This window comes from Vibrio nereis NBRC 15637, assembly GCF_001591105.1.
Taxonomy (GTDB): domain Bacteria; phylum Pseudomonadota; class Gammaproteobacteria; order Enterobacterales; family Vibrionaceae; genus Vibrio; species Vibrio nereis.
This window is the reverse complement of sequence record NZ_BCUD01000025.1, coordinates 1-19,356: the sequence shown is the minus strand read 5'-3', so window position 1 is coordinate 19,356 and position 19,356 is coordinate 1. Positions and strand designations below refer to the sequence as shown.

Sequence of the window (19,356 nt, the reverse complement as noted above, 5' to 3'; positions counted from 1 at the left end):
ACACATAACATAAAGCAACGCAAAAGAGTGATGAAAGTCACTCTTTATTAATCTATTTAGCCTGGCTTGGGTTCTTCCGAGCCACTGACATAAGCGAACCACCGTTTTGACTGAATTTGCTGCGCGACTTGAGCGAGTTGCACAAAACCCAGACGTATTTAAATCCTTTGGTCGAGGTGTAGAGCGCGAAACTCTGCGCTACGAACTGGATGGAAACCTTGCAACAACCCCTCACCCTACCGAGTTGGGCTCTGCTTACGCGAATAACTGGATCACGACAGACTTTTCAGAGTCATTGTTGGAGTTCATTACCCCAGTATCTCAAGATATCGGTACACTCAAAGCGCAGTTGGAAGACATTCATCACTTCACTCAGATCAAATTGGGTGATGAGAAAATGTGGCCACTTTCAATGCCTTGTTATGTCGGCAGTGAAGACGATATTAACCTGGCACAATATGGCACATCTAACGCAGGTAAAATGAAGACTCTTTACCGTGAAGGCCTAAAGCGCCGCTACGGTAGCCTGATGCAAATTATCTCAGGGGTTCATTTTAACTTTTCGTTCCCGGAATCTTTCTGGGATCAGTTATACGGTGAGCAAACAGAACAACAGCGCCAAGATACCAAGTCAGAGGCTTATTTTGGTCTGATTCGCAACTATTACCGCTTTGGCTGGTTGATCCCATACTTCTTTGGCGCATCGCCAGCGTTGTGCTCTTCGTTCATTAAAGGCAGAGAAACCAAACTGCCCTTTGAGAGTATTGGCGGAACACTCTACCTGCCATACGCGACCTCACTGAGGTTGAGCGATCTTGGCTACACCAATAGTGCGCAGAGCTCATTAAAAATCGGCTTTAACAGCCTAGACGAATATCTAGAGGGCTTGAATACGGCGATCCGTACGCCTTCGGACGAGTTTGCTGAAATTGGTGTCAAAGTGGATGGTGAATACCGTCAATTGAACAGCAATGTTCTACAGATTGAGAACGAGCTTTATGCCCCTATCCGCCCTAAGCGTGTCGCACAGTCGGGTGAAAAGCCCTCTGAAGCGTTAGCTCGTGGTGGGGTTGAATATATTGAAGTACGCTCCCTTGACGTAAACCCATACAGCTCGATTGGTATTGAAGAAGATCAAGTACGTTTCTTAGATCTCTTCTTAACTTGGGCGGCACTCAGTGACTCTGAACCAATGGATTTTTGTGAGCAGTCTTGCTGGCGCGAGAACTGGAACAAAGTCATTCTTGAAGGTCGTAAGCCTGGGCTAGAGCTACAAATTGGCTGTAAGGGTGAGGTTTTAACCCTACAAGACTGGGCGAAACGCGTTTTTGTCGAACTGATCCAAATTGCAGAGATGATGGATGCAGCTAAGGGGAACGATGACTACCAACAAGTGTGCTTCAAGCTCATGTCATGGATAGATAACCCAGAGCAAACCATATCGGGCCAGTTGCTAGAAGACACAAAACGTTTAGGCGGTTTAGGTAAAGTTGGATGCGAATTTGGTAAACGCTACCGAGAACAGCATTTAAACCACCAGTATCGCACATACAGCAGTAGTGCGATGGAAGAGGAAGTAGTACGTTCGGTGAAAGCTCAATCTGAAGCAGAGCAGTCAGATGTACTTAATTTTGATGACTTTCTTGATGAGTATTTTGCGTACTTAAAAGCATAAGGATGGCATGTGACACGGACGTTAGCGATTGTTTTGAGTACGTTGATATTAGGTGGCTGTGCGACGCCACCACCTAAAAATCAGTCTAACTTATGTGACATCTTTCGTGAGAACCCCGATTGGTATGGTGATGCGAAAGAGATGCAAGAAGACTGGGGTACACCAATACAGATCGCGATGGCGTTTGTTAAACAAGAAAGTGCGTTTCGCCATGATGCTCGCCCACCGAAAGATTACATATTAGGGTTTATTCCATGGGGAAGAGTGAGCAGCGCCTATGGTTATGCTCAGGCGCAGGATCCTGCTTGGGAAGACTTTCAAAAAGCGACCAATCACGGCGGATCACGCACCAGTTTTGCTGATTCACTCGTCTTTATTGGTTGGTATACCAGCGAAACGCATAAACAACTAGGGATCTCTAAATGGGATCCTTACAATCAGTATTTGGCCTATCATGAGGGAAGAGGTGGCTATAAGCGTAAAACTTATCGATCTAAACCTTCACTGATTAACGTTGCTCGTAAAGTCGATCAACAAGCAAAGGATTACGGTTGGCAACTTAAGCAATGCCGACAAGAATTGGAAGATAACCAAAGCTGGTGGTTTTAATATCAGCTGGATAGGAGAGGGATTATGCCGTTATTAGATAGTTTTACAGTCGACCACACTCGAATGCATGCACCTGCCGTGCGCGTGGCGAAAACGATGACCACACCCAAAGGCGATACCATTACCGTTTTTGATTTGCGCTTTACTGCACCCAATAAAGATATTCTTTCTGAGAAGGGCATTCATACGTTAGAGCACCTTTATGCAGGCTTTATGCGCAATCATTTAAATGGCGAGAAGGTTGAAATCATTGATATTTCACCTATGGGCTGCCGTACGGGTTTTTACATGAGCTTGATTGGTACCCCAACGGAAACACAAGTCGCGGAGTCTTGGTTGGCAGCAATGCAAGATGTGCTTAAGGTCGAAAGCCAAAATAAAATTCCAGAGTTGAATGAATACCAATGTGGTACAGCAGCCATGCACTCTTTGGATGAAGCAAAACAGATTGCGCAGAATATTATTGATGCTGGGATCAGTGTTAATAAAAATGATGAGCTAGCACTACCAGAAGATATGCTGAAAGAGCTACGTGTGGACTAACCCATCATCAGGTAGAGAAGAGGAAGGCGTTCGCCTTCCTCTTTTTTTATCTTACTTTCGGTAATACAACCACTTGAGTTTTTGCCCAAATATCGTGGAACCCACGTTTTTGAGGATCAAAGGGCACTGTCAGGTTTGCTAAGCCAAATCCAGAAGTTGCCAAACGAATCAAAGCTTGAGTTGTGGATATCGGTGAACCATCAGCATTGCGAATTTGAATCTTCCAAGCTCGCATGCCCAACGTTTGGCCTGCACGGGTCCAGAAAAAGACAAAGAAGCACACCCACACTAAGGCTAAATAGAGTGTATAAATTGGGCTCCAAATAGGGTGGTTGGTCAACAGGTCGCTGACATCGGCGTACGGCGCTACACTGAAAACACCCATAGCCAAAAATGCGTGTAAAATCGCAATCACAATCCCAGCCGCCATCATTTCGATGGCAATAATAATGAGACTATCGTAAAAAAGTGCTCCTAGACGGCGCATCAAACCTGCTGGTGGCAGAGATTTGGTTGGTGACATAGTTTTTAACTTACCCAATTTTAAGAAGGCGTCAGAATAAAGCTTCGCTGTTGCTCTGAAAAGAGACCTCGCGCACAGCTTGGTGATTTACGGTCAGTTTATCAACAAACCGAGGGGATTTCAGTTTTTGGATTGGCATTGAAATGAGTGATTACGAGGATTGTCTTCGGTGCGGGCTGATTTGGTGCGCTAAATGTGAGAGCTGATGTTTTTCATCTTCAGTGTAGTGCTGAGCGACAGCTAACTCTAACGCTTTTGCGGATAACTTAAGAGCTGAAGAGTAAAAGCGTTCTGGATGCATGGTTGCTAAAGCAACCAAGGCTTTTTGTAGCCGTATTTGAACTTGTATTTGCCCGGCGCCATCATGCGCGATAGGAAGAAAAATATCTTCGAATAAGTCTTGGCAACTGAGTGCCGGAACAAAGACGTTTGGATACTGGACTTTTCTTGGAGACTGATCTAGCAATGTTCCCCATTGGGCTAATGCACGCACGGAGCGACCTATCACATCAATTGCTGTTCCACTGTCGTTGACGGCTGGGGATAATGCTCGCGAAGCAATTTCTGCTAATACGACCAAACCAAAGCGAGGATCTTGATCAAACGACCTCTCGGTGCGAATGGTAAAAGCAGCAGTAATATCGCTATCTTTTTCTAACTCTCCACAGATCCAAGCCAGCGGTTGACCCATGTACACAAAGCTTCCAGGTTGGCGATCAATATAGATAGTACACTGATGGCTTTCTGCAAGGTTGTTTAAGTGCAGCATATCTATGTGTTGCAGATAGCCAATTTCTTTACTGCATATTGGTTTACTGGATCTTGGCTTGTGTTTAGGATTGCTCCATGGGTTGGCCCCAAGCCATGGCTCCTCCCCACGTTTTTGAATGGCATTAAGCAGCGCTTGCTCCACATTTGAAGTGGTTTCGCTGACTCTGCCAAGAACTGAAAGATGCTGGATCCAGCGTATTAAAGTCAGCACTATCATGACGATCACGGCCATGGTGACGATGAATAGATAAATACGTGCTTGTTCATGGTAAGCACCCATACCCAACGCAATAATACCTACAAGGCTAAACAGGAAAGAACCAATAAAAGTTGCGAGGGCGTTTTGAGTTGTGCTGTCTTCCATTAAAAGCTTAGTCGCCCGTGGTGTTCCCTCCGCACTGGCGGCACTGTATGCAGAAACCATAATATTGAGAGAAAAGGTCGTCACTGCAAGCATCGTAGTTGCCAGTATATTTAATATATTGTCTAGCAGTTCACCACTGACATAGATGGCAGCGGGCAAAGTAATGACTTGGTTCAAAACAATGGAGATCAGAGCGGTAGCAACTGCGAGCAGAGCAAAAAGTGAGGTGCGAACCCACAGTTTGCGTGTCGTTTGCTTCAATAGCCACTGCCATTTGGACCCTGTCATTAGCGTTCTCCTATCGTAGGGTGAGCTAGAGTAGAGAGGCAAATACGTAAGAATATAAGTTCTTATAAAGCATAGATGAGATTTCTCAGCTCGAGTGATAGAGCAGAATCCCAGTTTAGGTGAGTCAAAGCCGTTTAAATTCAAAATTGTGGCGAATTTATCAGCAAACAATAGGCATTTCAGGCTTTTGCACTTGCGCGAATCATGTTGTTACGTATAATGCCAAACATCAAAGGACAGCAGTCCCAAGATGCCGGTGTGGTGAAATTGGTATACACGACGGATTCAAAATCCGTTGCCTTCGGGCGTGGCGGTTCAAGTCCGCCCACCGGTACCATACATAGAAAGGTCGCTTTTATAGCGGCCTTTCGTCGTTTTAGCCCATCTAAAATTTCTTCAATCGTCCGCTTTCCGATTCAACTTGCTCAGAAAATATTCATGGAAGCTGGTGGTTTACTCCGACTATTGACGCATTTCTACAATACGACGTGATAACCCTTGATTAATATCGCGGTGTCATCGAATTGGAGAATAAAAATGTCAGATATATTTAAAGCGGCGTTTATTTTTGCCGCACCAGAGGCGCAAGCATCAACACACGCATCTTGGGTTAAAACCAAAGAAGTCGAGGTTAAAACAGTTGCCGTATTAGGTTACCAAGAAGCTTGCGAATTGGTGGAACAGTTAATTTCTGAAGGGATACAAGCGATAGAGCTTTGTGCTGGATTTGGTCATATTGGTGTGGCCGAAGTGGTGAAAGCGGCCCGTGGGAGAGTTCCTGTTGGTGTCGTTCGTTTTGACAAACACCCTTGTTTAGACTTTGCCAGTGGCGATGACCTTTTTACTAGCCAGTAGAAAGTAACGTACGCTGTTTTCATTTGCCTACGATTTTTCAACATGATCACTAAAATATTCAGGCCGTCAGAGTGCCTCAAAGATTGCATTACGCAGTATTGGCTGTGGGAGTGTGATTCCCCGCTGGCTATTCCAGATATATTTCCAGGTACGGGTGTTGAGATGTTATTCAACTTAGGCGATACGCTGGAAATTGAAAGTCCTCAAATTGGGAGAATTGAACCATTTTCAGGGATATTGGTTTGTCCTAGGAAAAGCCGGTTTCGATTAAGAGCGACAGGAAAAACCAAAATAGTCTCTGTTCGATTTCGTTCATCAGGCTTTTTCAAGGTGTTTGGTATCCCTTTGACGGAGATAGCTGATCATATTATCGACGTGTCTGATGTATTTTCAGTCGAGAACAGTTTTTTTACGGCTGGATGTGACTCTGAATGGCTTGACGTTATTGAAGCGAGATTGCTTGAAAAATTGAGCGCGAGTTCTCATCTCTCTCATGGCATGGAGTGGGCGATTGATAAGATTTATTACCAGCGTTTCTCTCATATTGTCAGAGATGTAAAACAGCGAGTCGGTGTGAGCGAGAGAACATTTCAGCGCCAATTTAAAATGATCACGGGTGTCGATGCGAAATATTTCGAGCGCACTGCTCGATTCCAATCATGCCTCAGGCACCTTCTCAATCAGCCAATAGTGGATTACCAAGATACTATTTTTATGAATGGGTACTACGACCAATCTCATTTCATTAGGGACTTCAATGCATTTACGGGCTCAACGCCAAGCAAGTTCCTGACAGAAAAAAGTTATCACTTGAACCACTATAGCTAACCTATCTGCGTGAGCTTTGTACGCACCCTGTATGTTTTGTGATTCGCATCACAAGCGGTAAGCTCTGTTGCTTGCATGGGTTGCAATAGGTTTCGTCAATTCTAAGTTTAGTAGTATTAGTTTAATGAATAACGATGCTGTAATAGCAGGGCAAGCTGTTTACTCAAAACTATACCGCGTGTACATGAAAGTTTATCGTCACTTCATAAACCGATTGTATAAAAACAACAGGATAAATGCCCCCAATGTTGCTGTGATAATGCTACCCACATTTATGCCGTCAGCACCACCAAAGCCGAGAAAGCGACCAATAAAGCCACCTACAAAAGCACCTGCGATCCCTAGTAGCATCGTTGCTATCCAACCGCCACCATCTTTACCTGGCATCAGCCACTTAGCTAATGCGCCAGCAATTAACCCCAAAATAACCCACGAAATAACCCCCATACCTTCCCCTTTTTTGATTAGAAGACCTAATAAGAATAGTTAACAACGCCTGTCTCGCTCCTTTGGTTTTAGATGTTCTGTTTGTGGAAGGCATGATTCTTATATTTGAGATTAAGAGCCGAATCGCGTCTTGAGCGCGGTATAAGAAAAATCATGACATAGACTTAAACTTATGCGTTTTATACCGCAGTGGGGAGCATATGAATAACCAAGTGCTGGTGATTTTGGCGGAACAAAGCCTGAACAGTAGCCTCATCAAGCAGCAGTTGTCTTCTTTACAACTGCTCACTATTTATATTTGTACCCCTGACGAGCTGCTAAAACTCAGCCGCGAAAAAGTGGTCAACTTGGTTTTAGTAGACTATCAATATATGGAGGAAATGGATAAAAACAGTACCTTACCTAATTTTGAGGTGCTGGGGTTAAACCTACTTCTTCACAATGTGCCTGATACAGAATTAAGAGAAGAATTTGTCAATAGTACTTCCTTGAAGGGGCTGCTATTTCAAGATGTTTCTGTGGACCATCTAACCGAGAGTGTTATGCATGTTCTTAACGGTGGGCTCTGGTTGCCGCGAGGTTGGATGGAGAAAATGATCTTGTGTTACAGGGAATTAGGAGGTTACAAAAACTTCAGTTACAGCCTGCTAACGAACCGAGAGCGGCAAATTTTAGATCTGTTATCGCAAGGTAAGTCTAACAAAGATATGGCTGAGCAGTTGTTTCTCTCAGAAAGCACCATCAAAACTCATGTGTACAAGTTGTACAAAAAACTTGATGTCCACCGTCGTCAAGATGCGATTACCTTGCTAAAGAACGGTATCAGAAACACAAAGTGATTTATGTTTGTGTCGTCTATATTTCTAATGAAGTACTCAGTATCAGCGTAATAGAAGATTGAAAGTGGTTGGTAAAGGTTAACTTGATGGTCATGGTAAAGCGTCATTAATCTTTCTTAACCCCTTTTATCCCTTTGAGTTCTTTCTCTCAGAGGATTGCACCACCCATTTTTAGTGAACACCAGTCACCGTAAGGGGCCTTATATGTTAAGGAAAACAAAAGTACTATGCTCACTTGCTACTTTATGTGTATCAGCAAATGCAGCTGCAGCGGAGGAGGCGGAAGTCGCCAAGCGTCCTCAAACTGTACAAGACGTCATTGTGCGTTCCGGAGTATTAACACCGAAAGGGCAAGTCGCTCTTGATGCATCACTCAGCTTTACCCAGAACTCATCAAACAAAGTTTCAGTTGTTGGTTATACGGTTTTACCCGCCCTGTTGGTCGGTAGAATCGAGGTGTCCGACTCCGATAGGACCACGATTACAGCAAGCTTATCTATGCGGTATGGGCTTAGTGATGATACGGAGATCGAAGTGAGGTGGCCATATGTCTATCGCAGCGACCAAATTTCCACACGACCTATAGAAGACGGTGCTGAATCAGAAACCATCAATAAGTCATTGAGTGGTGGTGGGATGGGGGATATTGAATTCGCAATTCGCCATCAACTTAATTTTGATACCACGCCTTACTGGATTGCGAGTTTAACCGCGAAATCAGCTTACGGTAAGTCACCCTATGAAATTGATGTAAACCCTGATGACAATACGTATACCGATGTTCCGACTGGTTCAGGTTTTTGGAGTGTAGAGCCAGCTATCTCAATGTTGTACCCAACTGATCCGGCGGTATTGTTTGCAAGTTTCAGCTACATCTATAACTTTGAAGACAGTTTAGTTGTTAATGGTTCAAGAGTGGATATTGACCTAGGGGATACCATTTCTTTGGGGGCGGGGATTGGTTTTGCACTCAACCCTGATCTCTCTCTATCAATGGGTTTGGGTCATAAAACCATATTGGACAGTAAAATTAATGGTGCTAAACCAGACGACTCGAAACTCCTTCATTTAGATACATTAAATTTTGGTATTAACTACGCGTTTAGCCCTGAAACGTCGCTGAGTATTAATGCGCAAGCGGGCTTAACCGAAGATAGCCCGGATTTTCAGTTGACAATAAGAGTACCAGTTAACATTTGATGTTAGTAAAAGCTTGAAAGTATGGAGTCTTCGAGCTTTTTGTTCACCTGCATTTGCTTAATTACGCTGCTAACTTGCGCATCGATATTTAAAGCTGTGTTCAAATGAATAACCTTATTATTCAATGTATTTTGAATAATATGAGTAATAGAGTTCTCACCTATTATGGCTTCTGCGGCGTTTCCTGAACCGATCTGGAAGTCATTGCCTGAACCAACTTGAATGACATTGGCGATCGCGCTGGCTTCACTTGAGGTCACGGAAGCTCCTCTTAAATCCCCGTTCTCTATTTTAAGGTTTGCAATTTGAGTGTTAAAAATCTGCATACCATCAATTGTGGCGGTGATGCTTAATCCGATATTGATGATGTAGTTGTCACTTATCATGAAACCACCTCTATAGGATGAGAGGGTTTCTGCCGCTATTGGCGGTTGATGTATTAAGTGAGCGATACTGTCTGCACGATACCCTTCAGCACTGATTGATGCTGACGACAAGAGTAGCAGTATCCCGCTTATTGTTGTTTTGTATCCCATGCTCCATCTCCTTTAGCGCGAGCGCTAATACTCTCCTGCTTCAGGGAGTGATGTACTGAATAACCCCAGAGATTCTCTTCTAACGCCTGCCTCTAGAGGGGAATCATTATAAATGGCAAAATCATCGTTAGTGATAAAGTGAGCACGCCCAATATTGGCTCGATTCTTCACTAACAGAACGACATTTTGATAATAATGATTAAACTCTTCGTGACTCATTGTTATGGTTCCTCGTGAAGGATCTCCGATAATGACAGAGTCAGAGTTAATCCCTTTAATCACGACAAAATGCATATATCCATCAAAATTTACTAGGGTGATACCTGGTACGCCAATTTTGCGTATGGTACTTAACTCCATGCTAAAACCATCGGCTCTTAAACCAATTGAACCCAAGTAGTTTTTCATATCAAGCATTGAAAAGCCTTGTTCTTCAATGAGTTCTTTATTTCCATTATCAAACATGATTTGGAAAATGGTTTGCTCGGTTGATGGTTGTTCATAGTGATAAGTCAGCAAAGACGCTAACGCAGCAGAACCGCAACTAAAGTCATACTGCTGACGAAGTACATCACCAAACTGTATTTCTTTGATACTTTTCACCGGAACCGACAGTTGTCCGCGGTTAGGGAAAAATTCCAAAGAATGGGCAGATGCCGAAATCGCCAGCATTGCCCAAATTAAGTTACGAATATTTTTCATAATTACTTAAGCGTCAGGTTAACAACCGTTGAGTTTTGTATCAGCACATTGTTACCAGTGTTCTGAATAACGCTGTTCACACCAGTGATGCCCGTGAGTGCGCCAGACGAAATAACATTGTTACCTGTCATAGAATTATTGCCCACGGAACTGTTGGTAATCATCCCGTGTTGGTCAGAATCAGCTATGACAATGGACTTTTTGATGTATTGACCACCCCTGGAACTGTCCATTACGGCTTCAGACAGTTCCATATCAGTCAGAACAATATCATCGGCACTAGCGGATAGCGCAGCCATCGCACTCAACATGATTAGTGCAATACGCATTGCTTTCTCCTAATTGGCTAATGAATTATTTCGAGTTAATAGACACACTTTGTTGAGCCAGTGCATTACCACCCACGTTTTGAGCAACTGCTGTAATACCCGCTGCATTTTGGAAGCCATCCAAAGAGTTGGTATTTTTGACAGTTAAACCACCGCAGCAAGAGTCATTATGTCCATAACCACCACGACCACGTTTGCCGTAAGATTTACCTGAGCTTCCAGAGTTGTAACTAACAGATACGTCTTCTAGTTTGCCCATTACTTTACTTTTCGCTGTCATGATCGTCATATCAATGTCGGTATTGACCTCCATGCTCCAATCTTGATCATTACTCCAGTCGAAATCAGCAGTTTTTTTGGTGTAATTTTTGGTGTATGTATCATCATCCGAATAGTTTAATGTATCGTCATCTGAGTAATTTAAAGTTTTGTCATTAAAACTATCGTCGATATCAACATCATAACCAGGTGATTGGTGACCTCCGTGTCCATGACCACCATGACCATTACCATTGTTATGACCAGTATCGCTGCCATTTGCTAATGCAGCACCAGAAACAAACAACGAGCAAATGATGAGTGCTAGTGAAGAGTGTTTAAGTTCCATGATCTTATCTCCATGTATCCATGTCTAAAGTGAATTTACGCTGCCTTGAATAGACCTTTTTTACTTCAGGCAACGTGAGTATAGGTATTCAACAGAGTTGCAATGTCTCGGAATTAAGACGCGATCATCTTCGGGGCATGATGTCCTCAAACTAGCTCTAATAAAGATAAAAAAAATCAATAAAAACAAAGTAATAATAAGTATTGATATGAGGGTGATGACAAAAGTATGAATGTGAAAAAAAATCTAGTACTAGAAAGTAGTAGGTTGAACACTGTCGATTTCATACTTTTTTTATTATGTGTTCGATCTCGGTGAGATAAGTATGATATTAACGGGGAATATCGGATAAAAGTATCAATGTATAGCGTTTGCTTCTTATGGAACCTTAATGAATTTAATCTATAGGGGTTATTTTTATTTCTGGTCTTGGTACTATTTTTGCTGATTGCTTATTCTGATATCTATTAAGATCAGGATCTATGAATTAGAGCATTATCCTTATTACCTATCTATGTTTTACTTTCTATATAACTGATTGATTAAAATCAATTTGATATTTTTACCACTAATTCTATCCACTGTTTTATTTGTCTTTTTCTTAATTTTCGTCATGAAATGGGATTTTCTTCACGTTAACACAACCGGTTGCGCTTTTTTGTTTGGGTTAATCTTGATACAGTTTGTTTAGATTAAATGTTGAACAATGGAGTTGGGTTATGAAGAAGATACTTTTGTGTTGTAGTGCAGGTATGTCAACAAGCATGCTGGTTAGAAAGATGGAACAAGCCGCGCAATCACGTGGCATCGAATGTGAAATTGAAGCGATGGCCGTAAACGCATTTAATGATGCGATTCAAGAGTACGACGTATGCCTGCTTGGTCCGCAAGTACGATTCCAATTAGAAGAGCTTAAAAAAGTGGCCGATGAGCATGGAAAGAATATCGCGGCCATTTCCCCTCAAGACTACGGAATGATGAAAGGGGATGAAGTCCTGACGCAAGCATTAAGTTTGATAGATTAATCAAATTTAAAATAATTTCTTAATCATTCTATCTTAAGTAAAAATTAATAAAGTTTTCACCACGTATAAATATATGTGGTGTAGGGCTTTTTTGTTCAAAAATAAGGATGAACACTATGAAGCTTTATGACTCGATATTAAATTTTGTCGAAAAGCATATCGCACCAATTGCTATAAAAGTGGGGAATCAGCCTCATGTGCGTGCAATGCGAGACGGTTTTATCGTAGCAATGCCATTTATTATTGTAGGTAGTTTCCTTTTAATTTTTCGCTTTCCTCCATTCTCGCCAGAAACCGAGCTTGGTTTTGCGCGTGCGTGGTTAGATACCGCCGAGAAATATGACCAAATTATTATGATGCCCTTTAATATGACGATGGGGATCATGACCATTTTCGTAACAATCGGAGTGGGTTATAGCTTAGCCAAAGCCCATAAAATGGATGGGATCACGAGTGCAGCCCTGTCATTAATGAGTTACTTGTTGATAGCGGCACCATTGTCAGAGGGTGGATTACCCGCTGCAAACTTAGGTGGGACCGCGGTATTTACTGGTGTACTAAGTGCCTTCTTCTCGGTAGAGCTTTATCGCTTTATGAAAAAGCACAACATCACTATCCGTATGCCAGAGCAAGTGCCGCCAGCGATTGCGCGCTCATTTGAAGTGCTACTACCAGTATTGGCTGTGTTACTGACACTTTACCCTTTCAGTGTTTGGGTTCAAATGGAATACGGTATGCTGATCCCTGAGCTTATCTTAGCGGCATTCGCACCTTTCGTTAGTGCATCGAACTCTCTACCCGCTATTCTTGGGGCCTTGATTCTTTGTCAATTACTTTGGTTTGCGGGTATTCACGGCGCAGCCATCGTTGTTGGTCTGATGTCGCCATTCTTGCTGGCCAACCTGAGTGTCAACATTGACGCATTCGTGGCGGGTGAGCCAATTCCAAATGTATTTACTCAACCATTTTGGGATTTCTATATCTTCTTAGGCGGTTCGGGGGCAACTCTGGCGCTAGTTATCCTAATGGCATTTAGCCGCTCTGCACACCTCAAGAGTATCGGTCGCATGAGTATCGTTCCTGGCTTTTTCCAGATTAACGAACCTGTGATCTTCGGTACCCCAATGGTACTTAACCCAACGCTATTCCTTCCATTCCTATTGGTCCCTTGTATCAATGCAACGATTGCTTACTTTGCTGTTCACTCTGGTTTAGTGGGTATGGGGATCGCGACAACACCATGGACAACACCTGCAATTATCGGGGCTTCATGGGGTAGTGGTTGGACTCTTGCGCCATCGTTATTAGTAGTAGCACTACTTGTACTGGATATTTTCTTGTACTTACCTTTCTTCAAAATGTTCGAGAAAGAAGTCCTTGCAGGTCAAGAGGCGACTGAAGAAGAGAAACTAACGGAGCCAGAGCTGGCAAAGGCTTAATTCCATAAGTGTTTCATTTTTAGAGTAAGTAATTTGTAGACAGTTTTAATCGGGAGATCACATGGATCAAGAATTGGTAGTTATGGAAATCATCTGCAATGCAGGTGAAGCAAGAAGCCTGTGTTATGAGGCACTGCGTTTATCAAGAGAGAAAGACTTTTCGTCAGCAGAAGAGAAATTAGCGTTGGCAAAAGAGTGTTTGAACAAAGCGCACCTGATGCAAACGCAGTTAATTGAAGAAGATCAAGGTGAAGGCAAAGTCGCCATGACCTTGGTGATGGTGCACGCTCAAGATCACCTTATGACTACCATTCTAGCCCAAGAAATGGCGACAGAGATGGTGGCACTGCATAAGCAATTGTCGCAAGAGGGAGCGAAAAATGTCTAAAGGTTCTATTAAGCTGGCGATCATTGGTGGCGGTAGTAGTTACACTCCGGAACTCGTTGAGGGAGTATTAAAAAGGTTGGACTTTTTACCGGTAAGTACTATCCACTTTGTTGATATTGAAGAGGGCGAGGATAAGCTGGAAATCATTCGAGGCTTGTCGGAACGAATGATTAAAAAAGCAGGCGCAGATATTAAAGTTATCGCGGATTTTGATCGCCGCGCCGCGATAAAAGACGCCGATTTTGTGATGACTCAATTCCGCGTTGGTGGCTTGAATGCAAGGGCTAGGGATGAGCGAATTCCACTTAAATATGATGTCATTGGCCAAGAGACTACAGGGCCTGGTGGATTTGCCAAGGCGCTAAGAACAATCCCCGTCATCTTAGATATTTGTAAAGATATCGAAGAATTATCGCCAAACGCTTGGATGTTAAATTTCACCAACCCGGCTGGTCTAGTCACCGAAGCCGTAAGTAAATACACCAAAGTTAAGAGTATTGGCCTGTGTAATGTGCCTGTTTCTATGCAAATGATGATGGCTGAAATGATGGACTGCCAACCTGACGAGCTGCAATTAGAGTTTGCCGGGCTGAATCATTTAGTCTGGGTTCATAGAGCATGGCTAAAAGGGGAAGACATCACTCAGCAAGTGCTGACTAAAGTTGGAGACGGTGCCAATTTCAGTATGAAGAACATTTGGGAAGAACCATGGGACCCAAGCTTCTTGAAAGCACTTAATGCGATTCCATGCCCCTACCATCGTTACTTCTATCAGACAGACGCCATGCTCGCGGAAGAAAAACAAAGCGCAGCCGAACAAGGCACACGTGCAGAGCAAGTGATGAAGACAGAAGCAGAGTTGTTTGAATTATATAAACAACCTGAGCTGGATCATAAACCAGCACAGCTAGAAGAGAGAGGCGGAGCTTACTATTCAGATGCATCGCTGAATTTGGTTGATGCGATTTATAACAATAGAAACTCAATCCATGTTGTAAATGTCCAGAATAATGGCGCAATCAATACCTTGCCGGATAATGCTGTGATTGAATGTAGTGCTGTAGTAGGCAGTTGGGGAGCGAAACCGCTCTCAATCGGTGAACTGTCACCGAATGTTACTGGCTTGCTGCATCAAGTCAAAGCATACGAGCAACTTGCGATAGAAGCTGCGGTGCATGGTAGTTATGATCATGCTTTAATGGCCTTAGCAAATAATCCTCTCGTTCCAGATATTGGCCGCGCTAAGTCCATTCTGAATGATATTCTCCAGCAAAATAGTGAATTTTTACCGCAGTTTAAACTCACCAGCTTGTAAGGAATTAACGATGAAAGTCATTTTCAATGCGGATGATTTTGGGCTGACAGAAGGGGTTAATAACGGAATAGTCAAAGCCCATTTAGAAGGAGTCGTCAACTCTACCACTATGTTGGTAGGAATGGCGGCTGAGAAGCATGCTGTTTCTCTTGCCAACGATCTACCTACGCTTAAAGTGGGGTTGCATTTGCGTTTTACGCTAGGTCAACCGCTGACTGCTCACCGTTGCTTTGTGGATGAAAGTGGCGACTTCCTGAAATATCAAGATTTTTGGGAAACAAAAGCTTTTGATTCGACAGCAATCTATGAGGAGTGTATTGCGCAAGTTGAGCACTTTCTGAGGTTGGGCTTAAACCTAAGTCATTTAGACAGTCATCATCATGCGCATGTTCACCCGAGCCTTCTGCCGATTGTTCGAGAGGTGGCTGAGAAATATTCAGTCCCTTTACGAGGTGAGGAAGTGGCTAATCGTTCTCTAGGACAACCGCGTTATAAATTTACTCATGAGTTTTATGACCAAGGGGTCGACTTCAAGAAGTTGAGCCAACATTTACTCGAATTGAAGCAAGAGTATGATGTGGTTGAAGTGATGTGCCATCCCGCGGAAGTTGATCAGGCTCTACTGGACGGTAGTCGCTATGCGATACAAAGGGAAAAAGAACTCGCTATATTGACCGATGATAGGTTGGCTGTGCTTCTTGAACGACACGGTATAGAAGTCACGGATTATTCAGCCCTACATACCAATCGAACGTTCGCCGGAGTATGATAATTAAAGGCTGCCAAGACGCCCCCTAACGTTAGTCAATATGTCTTGGTAGCCTTATCTGTAGCGAGAAGTAAAGGAACTTATGGCAAGGATCAAAGACGTCGCAGAACTGGCGGGTGTTAATCGCTCAACGGTTTCACGCATAATTAACGGTGAAGGTAAATTCAAAGAAGAAACTCGACGTAAAGTTGAAGAGGCTATGAAAACCCTCAACTATAGGCCAAGTGCAATTGCACGTTCTTTGGCTACATCATCGACAAACATGGTGGGGCTGCTTGTTACGTATTATACCGGCGGCTTTTTTGGCACCATGATGGACCAAGTTCAAACCGAACTCGATCAACACGGTAAATTTTTAATCACCGCCCAAGGCCATCATTCCTCAGATGGTGAAAAAGAAGCGATTCAGCGATTTAATGATCTTCGCTGTGAAGGTTATGTCCTTCATAGTCGATATGTTTCAGACGAAGAACTTCGGACCCTTTCTAAAGCGCCTACGCCATTTGTTCTGCTAGATAGAGATGTACCTGGTCTTGAAGAGCGCTGTATTACATTCAACCATCTTAAAGCCAGTCAAATAGCGGTTGAGTTTCTACTGAATCAAGGCCATCGAAAAATCGCATGCATCACTGGCCCAGTGCATCGAGAGAACAGTCTACGGCGTAAGCAAGGTTATCTTGATGCCATGCACGATTCAGGTGTAGAAGTCATGGATAGCTGGCTAGCTGAAGGAGACTATGGAAGGGAGAGCGGATATTTAGCCGCAAAACAGTTGCTCCGTAATGATAGTGATTTTACAGCTTTGTATTCTTGTAGCGAAGAAATGACAGTTGGAGCGCTGCAATACCTTCATGAAGTAGGGATTCAAGTACCAGAACAGTTATCAATTGTCAGTTTTGACAGTATTGATCGGTGCGAAGATCTCTACCCAACGATTACATCTGTGCATTTCCCTATCAGTGAAATGGCTCGTTCAGCCGCATTAAAGCTCAACAACATGATCGCGAATAAGCAGGGTAATGTAGAAACACAATTTGAGCCACAGCTCAGAATTCGCCACTCGCACAAGAAAATTGACGTTTAAAATAAGGTTTTCTCTCGCTTTATCAAAAAGTTGTCTACCTTTTAAATATGAGAAAGGAGACGATTAATGTATAAGCTAACCCCTTACCTATTTTTTGCCGGACGTTGCGAAGAAGCATTGGATTTTTATTCGGCATGCTTTGGTGGTGTTGTTGTAACCAAACAGCTTTTCAAAGATGCCCCTCAAGTTATCGAGGGAGCAGAGCCTAACTGGGTAATGCATGCCGAGTTTGAAGCATTTGGGATGAAGCTGATGTTGTCTGATGGCGTCGTGGCAAAAGAACTGAAGGGAAACAATGTTGCACTGTCATTGGTTCTCGATAGTTTGGATGAGCAGGAAAGGCTTTTCGATAAACTGTCCGTTGATGGGCATGTCATGATGCCGATCGCCGATACGTTCTGGGGAGCGCGTTTTGGTAAAGTTGAGGATAAATTTGGCGTTCGTTGGATGTTGCACTGCAATATAGTTACTTAATCAGGAGTAATAAATAGGTCAACAGGCATCTCATTACTAAGTTGAGTAGGTGAATTCAACTTTGGATTCATCTAGACTTATAACTTGGTTAGTAAGTTAAAGACATCTACACAACGTGGCTAGTATCAAGATTACTGTAGACAGAATCCAACCTGGGTTGCATATCCGATTACCTGTTAAGTGGAATGAGCACCCCTTCTTATTCAACAGCTTTAAAGTGAAAGACGAAGACCAAATTCGCTTGATACGCCATTTGGGAATTAAACACGTCTTTATGAATCCCGATCAAAGTGATGCTCCTCCACTTCCGCCGAATAGCCACCCTCATGAAGAAAGTAGTCCTGAGCAGATAGACCTCGCTGATAAAGAAGCGGACAAGCTATGGAAAGAAAAGCAAGAAAGGATTGAAAAACTGAGTGCGTACCGCCGACGCGTCATCAATTGTGAAAAAGAGTTCGAACGCTCTTTATCGCGAATGCGTGCGGTGATGAACAAAATTCGTAATCGCCCAGAGCAAGCCGTAGAGGAAGCCAGCCAACTGGTGAATGATATCGTCGAAGAGCTACTCAGCGATGATAATGTGACACTGCATTTAATGAACGGTAAGAGTGAATTCGAAGATATTTACTTTCACTCTCTCAATGTTTCGGTCATCTCTATGATGATAGCAAAGGCAAGAGGCCTTACTGCAGAACAAATCAAACAAGTCGCCTTTGCCTCATTATTTCATGATATCGGCAAGATTAAAGTCCCTACGGCAATTGTTCGTAAGCAAGTCCCTTTGACTGAACCGGAAAAAAACTACTTAAAACTGCATACTAAATACGGTTTAGAGCTAGCGAATAATATAGAAGGGTTTCCTGAGTCGGCAAAGATGGTGATAGAGCAGCACCATGAGCTAAACGATGGCTCGGGCTATCCTGCGGGGTTAAAAGAAGCAGACATTGATGAGTTGACCCAAATAGTCAGCGTCGCGAATGCTTACGATAACCTGTGCCATCACAATGTTCCTTCCGAGCAGAAGATTCCATATGTGGCATTGTCTCATCTATACAAGAACTGCAAGCATCTTTATAACAAAGAAAACTTAAGCCTATTGATTAAGTTTATGGGGATATATCCTCCAGGCACAGTCGTTCAGTTATCTAATGATATGGTGGGCTTGGTAATCTCGGTCAATGCAAGTAATATCCTATACCCTAATGTGCTGATATATGATCCTTCGGTTCCTCGGACTCAAGCGCCTATTATTGACCTTGCAGAGAAAGAGCTGAAAATTGTTAGCGCGATTCTTCCACAAAAATTACCTGATAAAGTGAGAGAATATCTGAATCCGCGTTCAAGGGTTTCTTACTTCTTTGATTCAGATGACTAGTTATCCACAGTTTTTTGTGTGTAAAACCGGTATATCTTGAGGGTAACTTAACATTTGCTTGAAACGTGTTCGGTTGGTGTTTTTTATCCTAAAAAATGCCGATTTTTGCTTGCCAAAGAAAAGGAACTCCCTATAATGCGCTCCCACTGACACGGCAGACGCCACAAGGCTTCAGCGGTGTTAGAGAGGTAAAAATCTCTTGAGAAAATAAATTTGAAAAAGTGTTTGACTCTTCAAATTATCTCGCTAGAATTCACCTCCGCTTTGAGAGAAACGCTTCTCGAAAAGCCAAGCTCTTTAACAATATAAACCTATCAATCTGTGTGGGCACTCGTTGATGATAATCCAAATAGTTTCTTCGGAAACAATTT

At 43.0% G+C, this 19,356-nt stretch carries 22 protein-coding genes and 1 tRNA gene; 16 read left to right on the top strand and 7 right to left on the bottom strand.

Features of this window, described 5'->3' with window-relative positions; all coding sequences use genetic code 11:
- Window positions 1-106 precede the first annotated feature (106 nt).
- The 3 genes from gshA to luxS are packed head-to-tail and all read left to right on the top strand — an operon-like array spanning window position 107 to window position 2,827.
- Window positions 107-1,675, top strand: coding sequence for a glutamate--cysteine ligase (gene gshA / locus VNE01S_RS17635; protein WP_053396985.1), 1,569 nt, complete (start codon window positions 107-109; stop codon window positions 1,673-1,675).
- Between the two features lie 9 nt (window positions 1,676-1,684).
- Window positions 1,685-2,284: a transglycosylase SLT domain-containing protein gene (locus tag VNE01S_RS17630; protein WP_053396984.1), complete on the top strand. Its 600-nt coding sequence runs from the start codon at window positions 1,685-1,687 to the stop codon at window positions 2,282-2,284.
- A gap of 24 nt (window positions 2,285-2,308) precedes the next feature.
- Window positions 2,309-2,827 (top strand): S-ribosylhomocysteine lyase, encoded by a 519-nt coding sequence (luxS, locus tag VNE01S_RS17625; protein WP_053396983.1) that lies wholly within the window; start codon window positions 2,309-2,311, stop codon window positions 2,825-2,827.
- A 46-nt stretch (window positions 2,828-2,873) separates the two neighbouring features.
- Here the strand turns inward: luxS and VNE01S_RS17620 are convergent, their stop codons facing one another.
- Window positions 2,874-3,350 (bottom strand): RDD family protein, encoded by a 477-nt coding sequence (locus tag VNE01S_RS17620; protein ID WP_053396982.1) that lies wholly within the window; start codon window positions 3,348-3,350, stop codon window positions 2,874-2,876.
- Between the two features lie 151 nt (window positions 3,351-3,501).
- Window positions 3,502-4,773 carry a DUF2254 domain-containing protein gene (locus VNE01S_RS17615; RefSeq protein ID WP_053396981.1) on the bottom strand — a complete coding sequence of 424 codons (1,272 nt, stop codon included), beginning with the start codon at window positions 4,771-4,773 and terminating at the stop codon, window positions 3,502-3,504.
- Between the two features lie 252 nt (window positions 4,774-5,025).
- On the opposite strand from VNE01S_RS17615, the gene VNE01S_RS17610 reads away from it, so the two are divergent.
- The 3 genes from VNE01S_RS17610 to VNE01S_RS17600 all read left to right on the top strand — a co-directional run bounded on the left by VNE01S_RS17610 (window position 5,026) and on the right by VNE01S_RS17600 (window position 6,456).
- Window positions 5,026-5,110 (top strand) — tRNA-Leu (locus VNE01S_RS17610).
- Between the two features lie 200 nt (window positions 5,111-5,310).
- Complete coding sequence (locus tag VNE01S_RS17605) at window positions 5,311-5,628, top strand: DUF6506 family protein (RefSeq protein ID WP_053396980.1); 318 nt, start codon at window positions 5,311-5,313, stop codon at window positions 5,626-5,628.
- A 42-nt stretch (window positions 5,629-5,670) separates the two neighbouring features.
- Window positions 5,671-6,456: a helix-turn-helix domain-containing protein gene (locus VNE01S_RS17600; RefSeq protein WP_053396979.1), complete on the top strand. Its 786-nt coding sequence runs from the start codon at window positions 5,671-5,673 to the stop codon at window positions 6,454-6,456.
- Between the two features lie 198 nt (window positions 6,457-6,654).
- Here VNE01S_RS17600 and VNE01S_RS17595 read toward each other — a convergent pair whose 3' ends face one another.
- Window positions 6,655-6,903 (bottom strand): GlsB/YeaQ/YmgE family stress response membrane protein, encoded by a 249-nt coding sequence (locus VNE01S_RS17595; RefSeq protein ID WP_053396978.1) that lies wholly within the window; start codon window positions 6,901-6,903, stop codon window positions 6,655-6,657.
- Window positions 6,904-7,103: 200 nt separating this feature from the next.
- On the opposite strand from VNE01S_RS17595, the gene VNE01S_RS17590 reads away from it, so the two are divergent.
- Both VNE01S_RS17590 and VNE01S_RS17585 read left to right on the top strand, forming a co-directional pair.
- Complete coding sequence (locus VNE01S_RS17590; protein ID WP_053396977.1) at window positions 7,104-7,742, top strand: helix-turn-helix transcriptional regulator; 639 nt, start codon at window positions 7,104-7,106, stop codon at window positions 7,740-7,742.
- Window positions 7,743-7,946: 204 nt separating this feature from the next.
- Window positions 7,947-8,942, top strand: coding sequence for a transporter (locus VNE01S_RS17585; protein ID WP_053396976.1), 996 nt, complete (start codon window positions 7,947-7,949; stop codon window positions 8,940-8,942).
- A gap of 2 nt (window positions 8,943-8,944) precedes the next feature.
- Here the strand turns inward: VNE01S_RS17585 and VNE01S_RS17580 are convergent, their stop codons facing one another.
- Genes VNE01S_RS17580 through VNE01S_RS17565 form a run of 4 tightly spaced genes read right to left on the bottom strand, consistent with a single transcriptional unit; the run spans window position 8,945 to window position 11,116 of the window.
- The gene (locus VNE01S_RS17580; protein WP_053396975.1) at window positions 8,945-9,478 is read right to left on the bottom strand and encodes a hypothetical protein; all 534 of its coding nucleotides are present in this window, start codon (window positions 9,476-9,478) and stop codon (window positions 8,945-8,947) included.
- A gap of 24 nt (window positions 9,479-9,502) precedes the next feature.
- On the bottom strand, window positions 9,503-10,180 hold the full coding sequence (locus VNE01S_RS17575; RefSeq protein ID WP_053396974.1) for a C39 family peptidase: 678 nt from the start codon (window positions 10,178-10,180) through the stop codon (window positions 9,503-9,505).
- Window positions 10,181-10,182: 2 nt separating this feature from the next.
- On the bottom strand, window positions 10,183-10,509 hold the full coding sequence (locus VNE01S_RS17570) for a hypothetical protein (protein ID WP_053396973.1): 327 nt from the start codon (window positions 10,507-10,509) through the stop codon (window positions 10,183-10,185).
- Between the two features lie 25 nt (window positions 10,510-10,534).
- Window positions 10,535-11,116, bottom strand: a complete 582-nt coding sequence (locus VNE01S_RS17565; protein ID WP_053396972.1) for a hypothetical protein — start codon at window positions 11,114-11,116, stop codon at window positions 10,535-10,537.
- A gap of 719 nt (window positions 11,117-11,835) precedes the next feature.
- Here VNE01S_RS17565 and VNE01S_RS17560 point away from each other — a divergent pair.
- The 8 genes from VNE01S_RS17560 to VNE01S_RS17525 all read left to right on the top strand — a co-directional run bounded on the left by VNE01S_RS17560 (window position 11,836) and on the right by VNE01S_RS17525 (window position 18,985).
- Entirely contained in the window at window positions 11,836-12,141 is a 306-nt protein-coding gene (locus VNE01S_RS17560; RefSeq protein WP_053396971.1) for a PTS sugar transporter subunit IIB, read from the top strand.
- Window positions 12,142-12,257: 116 nt separating this feature from the next.
- Window positions 12,258-13,580 carry a PTS sugar transporter subunit IIC gene (locus tag VNE01S_RS17555; RefSeq protein WP_053396970.1) on the top strand — a complete coding sequence of 441 codons (1,323 nt, stop codon included), beginning with the start codon at window positions 12,258-12,260 and terminating at the stop codon, window positions 13,578-13,580.
- A gap of 61 nt (window positions 13,581-13,641) precedes the next feature.
- Complete coding sequence (locus VNE01S_RS17550) at window positions 13,642-13,968, top strand: PTS lactose/cellobiose transporter subunit IIA (protein WP_053396969.1); 327 nt, start codon at window positions 13,642-13,644, stop codon at window positions 13,966-13,968.
- Window positions 13,961-15,283 carry a 6-phospho-beta-glucosidase gene (locus VNE01S_RS17545; protein WP_053396968.1) on the top strand — a complete coding sequence of 441 codons (1,323 nt, stop codon included), beginning with the start codon at window positions 13,961-13,963 and terminating at the stop codon, window positions 15,281-15,283. The genes VNE01S_RS17550 and VNE01S_RS17545 overlap by 8 nt, the downstream gene beginning before the upstream one ends.
- 10 nt (window positions 15,284-15,293) lie before the next feature.
- Window positions 15,294-16,052, top strand: a complete 759-nt coding sequence (gene chbG / locus VNE01S_RS17540; RefSeq protein WP_053396967.1) for a chitin disaccharide deacetylase — start codon at window positions 15,294-15,296, stop codon at window positions 16,050-16,052.
- 82 nt (window positions 16,053-16,134) lie between these two features.
- Window positions 16,135-17,136 carry a LacI family DNA-binding transcriptional regulator gene (locus VNE01S_RS17535; protein ID WP_053396966.1) on the top strand — a complete coding sequence of 334 codons (1,002 nt, stop codon included), beginning with the start codon at window positions 16,135-16,137 and terminating at the stop codon, window positions 17,134-17,136.
- Window positions 17,137-17,202: 66 nt separating this feature from the next.
- Window positions 17,203-17,610: a VOC family protein gene (locus VNE01S_RS17530; protein ID WP_053396965.1), complete on the top strand. Its 408-nt coding sequence runs from the start codon at window positions 17,203-17,205 to the stop codon at window positions 17,608-17,610.
- A 115-nt stretch (window positions 17,611-17,725) separates the two neighbouring features.
- Entirely contained in the window at window positions 17,726-18,985 is a 1,260-nt protein-coding gene (locus tag VNE01S_RS17525) for an HD-GYP domain-containing protein (RefSeq protein WP_053396964.1), read from the top strand.
- Window positions 18,986-19,356 lie beyond the last annotated feature (371 nt).

Excerpts from the sequence above, each read along its gene's own strand:
- luxS (WP_053396983.1), top strand. The coding sequence starts at position 2,309 with ATGCCGTTATTAGATAGTTTTACAGTCGACCACACTCGAATGCATGCA.
- VNE01S_RS17620 (WP_053396982.1), bottom strand. The coding sequence starts at position 3,350 with ATGTCACCAACCAAATCTCTGCCACCAGCAGGTTTGATGCGCCGTCTA.
- VNE01S_RS17615 (WP_053396981.1), bottom strand. The coding sequence starts at position 4,773 with ATGACAGGGTCCAAATGGCAGTGGCTATTGAAGCAAACGACACGCAAA.
- VNE01S_RS17605 (WP_053396980.1), top strand. The coding sequence starts at position 5,311 with ATGTCAGATATATTTAAAGCGGCGTTTATTTTTGCCGCACCAGAGGCG.
- VNE01S_RS17600 (WP_053396979.1), top strand. The coding sequence starts at position 5,671 with ATGATCACTAAAATATTCAGGCCGTCAGAGTGCCTCAAAGATTGCATT.
- VNE01S_RS17595 (WP_053396978.1), bottom strand. The coding sequence starts at position 6,903 with ATGGGGGTTATTTCGTGGGTTATTTTGGGGTTAATTGCTGGCGCATTA.
- VNE01S_RS17590 (WP_053396977.1), top strand. The coding sequence starts at position 7,104 with ATGAATAACCAAGTGCTGGTGATTTTGGCGGAACAAAGCCTGAACAGT.
- VNE01S_RS17585 (WP_053396976.1), top strand. The coding sequence starts at position 7,947 with ATGTTAAGGAAAACAAAAGTACTATGCTCACTTGCTACTTTATGTGTA.
- VNE01S_RS17580 (WP_053396975.1), bottom strand. The coding sequence starts at position 9,478 with ATGGGATACAAAACAACAATAAGCGGGATACTGCTACTCTTGTCGTCA.
- VNE01S_RS17575 (WP_053396974.1), bottom strand. The coding sequence starts at position 10,180 with ATGAAAAATATTCGTAACTTAATTTGGGCAATGCTGGCGATTTCGGCA.
- VNE01S_RS17570 (WP_053396973.1), bottom strand. The coding sequence starts at position 10,509 with ATGCGTATTGCACTAATCATGTTGAGTGCGATGGCTGCGCTATCCGCT.
- VNE01S_RS17565 (WP_053396972.1), bottom strand. The coding sequence starts at position 11,116 with ATGGAACTTAAACACTCTTCACTAGCACTCATCATTTGCTCGTTGTTT.
- VNE01S_RS17560 (WP_053396971.1), top strand. The coding sequence starts at position 11,836 with ATGAAGAAGATACTTTTGTGTTGTAGTGCAGGTATGTCAACAAGCATG.
- VNE01S_RS17555 (WP_053396970.1), top strand. The coding sequence starts at position 12,258 with ATGAAGCTTTATGACTCGATATTAAATTTTGTCGAAAAGCATATCGCA.
- VNE01S_RS17550 (WP_053396969.1), top strand. The coding sequence starts at position 13,642 with ATGGATCAAGAATTGGTAGTTATGGAAATCATCTGCAATGCAGGTGAA.
- VNE01S_RS17545 (WP_053396968.1), top strand. The coding sequence starts at position 13,961 with ATGTCTAAAGGTTCTATTAAGCTGGCGATCATTGGTGGCGGTAGTAGT.
- chbG (WP_053396967.1), top strand. The coding sequence starts at position 15,294 with ATGAAAGTCATTTTCAATGCGGATGATTTTGGGCTGACAGAAGGGGTT.
- VNE01S_RS17535 (WP_053396966.1), top strand. The coding sequence starts at position 16,135 with ATGGCAAGGATCAAAGACGTCGCAGAACTGGCGGGTGTTAATCGCTCA.
- VNE01S_RS17530 (WP_053396965.1), top strand. The coding sequence starts at position 17,203 with ATGTATAAGCTAACCCCTTACCTATTTTTTGCCGGACGTTGCGAAGAA.